This window comes from Peterkaempfera griseoplana (genome assembly GCF_001418575.1).
GTDB classification, from domain to species: domain Bacteria; phylum Actinomycetota; class Actinomycetes; order Streptomycetales; family Streptomycetaceae; genus Peterkaempfera; species Peterkaempfera griseoplana.
On record NZ_LIQR01000538.1, the window covers coordinates 1 to 3,314 of the forward strand.

The following is a 3,314-nucleotide window of genomic DNA, read 5'->3' on the forward strand; positions in this document are numbered from 1 at the left end:
AGATGTTTATAAGGGACAGTTTCCGCAGCCAGGCGGGGTGGGGGTGCCGTGGGCGGAGCGGCGGCCCGGTGGTCCGCCCGGGGGACGGCACCCGGGGCCGCTCGGCGCGGTGCCCGGCTGCCCGCGTACGTCGCCGCCCCGCGGGCCGCCCCCCGCGCGGGACCGGTCGGCGGATTGCCCGGCCTCCGTCCGGGTATATGCACGCCCGCACCGGCTTGCCCCGCCGGCGCCCCGGCTGGGACGCGTCTCGCGGACTGAAAGGGAGCTGGGCCATGGATCACGCCGCGCAGATACGGCAGATGCTGGGCGGGCTGCTCCGGGCAAGCCGTACCACCTCGCTGGAGCACCTTCCCGAGCTGCTGGCCGAGCACGCCGCGGGCGCCGGCCTGCAGCAGCCGGTGATCTTCGTCTCGGACATCCAGCAGCAGGTGCTCAGGCAGCTCACCGGCCGGGGACAGAACGCGGGGGCGGGGGGTGCGGAGCTCACCGTCGACGGCACGCTGGCCGGGCGGGCCTACCAGCGGGTCGAGGTGGTCCCGGATCCCGTCGGGGAGGCTCCGGGCGGCAAGCGGTGGTGGATCCCCGTCACCGACGGCGTCGTCCGGATGGGGGTGCTGCGGGTCGACACCGCCACCCCCGACGAGGAGACCCTGGCGGCCGCCCGCGACCTCGCCGCGCTGACGGCGCTGCTTCTGGTCAGCAGGCAGAGCTTCAGCGACTCCTACGCGCGTCTCATCCGCACCGCCCCCATGGGGGTGGGTGCCGAGATGGACTGGCAGGTCACTCCGCCGCCCGCGTACGCCGGGGACGGCGTCGCCGTGAGCGCCGTGATGGAACCCGCCTACGACGTCTCCGGGGACGCCTTCGACTTCGCGGTCTGCGGTCCGCTGGTACACCTGGCGATCTTCGATGCGATGGGGCACGACACCGCCGCCGGGATCACGGCCGGTCTGGCGGTGGCGGCCTGCCGCTGCGCCCGCCGCCGGGACGCCCCGCTGACCGAGGTGGTCGCCGCCGTCGACGCGGCGGTACTGGAGCAGTTCGCCGCCACCCGCTTCGTCACCGGCATCATCGCCGAGCTGAACGCCGAGACCGGCCGGCTGAGCTGGGTCAACAGCGGCCACCACCCGCCGGTGGTCGTCCGCGAGGGGCGGTGGCCGACCGAGCTGAGCTGCCCGCCCGCCGCCCCGCTCGGCATGGGCCTGGGCATGGACCTGGCAGCGGTCGTCTGCCATGAACAGCTCCAGCCCGGCGACCGGCTGTTGTTCTTCACGGACGGGATCATCGAGGCCCGCGACGCCGACGGGCGGGAGTTCGGGCTGGAGCGGCTGGTGGACGAGCTGCTCCGCCACTGTTCCTGCGGGTTGGGCCTGCACGAGACCCTCCGCCGGCTGGCCCGGGCCGTGATCGACCAGCGCAGACTCACCGACGACGCCACCGCCCTGCTGGTGGAGTGGCACGGCCGGGCGGAGGAGACGCTGGTCGTCTGAGCCCGGCGGCGGGGCCTGTCGGTACCGCCGCCGGTGCGGCCGTCCGTCAGGCCGCGGGGACCATGGCCGGCGCCGGCACGGGAGCCGCTGCCATGGCGGAGGCCGGTTCCGGCGCCCGCACCCGTCCGCCACGGGCCGCGCCCCGGCGGGCGAGCGCCGCGACACCGATCAGGCCCGCGATGACCAGACCGCCGGAGAGCAGCGCGGCGCGCGGTCCCGCCGCCTGCAGCAGCAGGCCGAGCAGCGGCGGACCGGCGAGGTTCCAGACCGTGCTCATACTGCGCCAGGTCCCCAGCACCCGGCCCCTCAGCTCGGCCGGGGGGTCGGTCTGGAGCATCGTGGTGGTGGCGGTGTCACTGACGGTCTCGACCACGGCCATGGGCACCACCAGCACGGCCAGCGGGAGCAGCGAGGGGGACAGAGCGGCGAGCGCCTGCAGCAGACCGCCCGCCGCGGCCAGCGCCGCGATCAGCCGGATGCCGGGGCGCTGCATCCGCCCGGCGATCACCGCGCCGGCGATACCGCCGACGGCAAGCACGGTGGAGATCGCCCCGTAGGCCTCGGGGCCTCCGTGCAGCGGGCCGGTGACCAGCGCGGCGAGTGTCAGGGCGTAGTTGCGGCCCAGTACGGCGCTCAGCGCGGCGACCGCCGCCAGCGCGGCCAGCTGCGGGCGCCCGAGGAAGAACGCCAGTCCCTCCCGTACGCGGGGGCGTTCGGCGGGGCGCCGGGCGGTGCCGGACGCCGGCTCCCCCTCGGCCCCGGGGAGCAGCCGCAGGAACGGGATGACGGCTGCCACGAACAGGAACGACGCGCCGTTGACCGCGTACGCCGCCGCTGCGCCGAGGGCCGCGGTGGCGACCCCGGCGAGGGCGACTCCGCCGAGCCGTCCGGCGTTGGTCACCAGCGAGCCCAGGGCGATCGCGGACGGGACGTCCTCGCGCGGGACCAGGTCGTTGCCGAGCAGTGCGCACGCGGGGGCGTCGACGGTGGCGATCAGGCCGCTCACGGCGGCGAGAACCAGCAGCACCGGGATGTTGAGCATGCCCAGCGCGATCAGGGCGGCCGTGGCCACCGCGACCAGGGCCAGCAGCAGCTGGCTGACGGCCGCGGTCACCTTCCGCGGCCAGGCGTCGACCACGGCGCCGCCGAGCGGGCCGAGCAGCAGACCGGGCGCCGCCTGGGCGGCCACGCACAGTCCGGTGAGCGCCGCCGACCCGGTGAGCTGGAGCACCAGCAGGTTCTGCGCGGTCAGCTGCATCCAGGTCCCGGCGTTGGAGACCAGGTTGGCCAGCGACCACCAGCGCATCCCGGAGTGGCGCAGGCTGCGCCAGGGCGAGCGTCCGGTGGTGCCGGTGCGGCGGCGCAGCGGGGAGCGGCGCGAGGCGGGGGGTGTCACGACGGCAGGGCGGGAGGCGGTGCTGGGAGTCGGCATGGCTTCCAGGAGGTGAGGGGAACCGGCGCGGGCGTCCGCCGCCGGACGGCGGACGGCGGCCGCGTCGGCCAGGTGCGGGGCTGGTCGTCGGGGGGCAGTCCGGCCTCGCTGCCTTGGTGCCTCGGGCCCCGGCGACCTGGCCAGTGTGCCCGGCCGGGGCGTCGGCATGGTGGGACGCCCGTCACACCCCGTCTGAACGGATCAGCTGCGCCGCAGGTCAGCGCGGGTGCACCGACTGGACGTGGGATCGGTCACGTCGCCGGACGGCGCCCCGGGAGGCCTCCGCACCTCTCCTTGCCGGCAGCCCCCGGCCCCGCCGCGCCGCCTGGGCAGCCCCCGACCACCACCGGCCCCGTCCCCAGCCCGGCACCAGGCCCCGGACTGCGCTGTCC

At 76.2% G+C, this 3,314-nt stretch carries 2 protein-coding genes; one reads left to right on the top strand and one right to left on the bottom strand.

The genetic code is table 11. The annotated features are described in order from the left end of the window. Nucleotides 1-272: 272 nt before the first annotated feature. Nucleotides 273-1,490 (top strand): PP2C family protein-serine/threonine phosphatase, encoded by a 1,218-nt coding sequence (locus AOK09_RS32030; protein ID WP_055590731.1) that lies wholly within the window; start codon nucleotides 273-275, stop codon nucleotides 1,488-1,490. 46 nt (nucleotides 1,491-1,536) lie between these two features. Here the strand turns inward: AOK09_RS32030 and AOK09_RS32035 are convergent, their stop codons facing one another. Next, the gene (locus AOK09_RS32035; protein ID WP_055590732.1) at nucleotides 1,537-2,922 is read right to left on the bottom strand and encodes an MFS transporter; all 1,386 of its coding nucleotides are present in this window, start codon (nucleotides 2,920-2,922) and stop codon (nucleotides 1,537-1,539) included. Between the last annotated feature and the right edge of the window lie 392 nt (nucleotides 2,923-3,314).

Excerpts from the sequence above, each read along its gene's own strand:
- AOK09_RS32035 (WP_055590732.1), bottom strand. The coding sequence starts at position 2,922 with ATGCCGACTCCCAGCACCGCCTCCCGCCCTGCCGTCGTGACACCCCCC.
- AOK09_RS32030 (WP_055590731.1), top strand. The coding sequence starts at position 273 with ATGGATCACGCCGCGCAGATACGGCAGATGCTGGGCGGGCTGCTCCGG.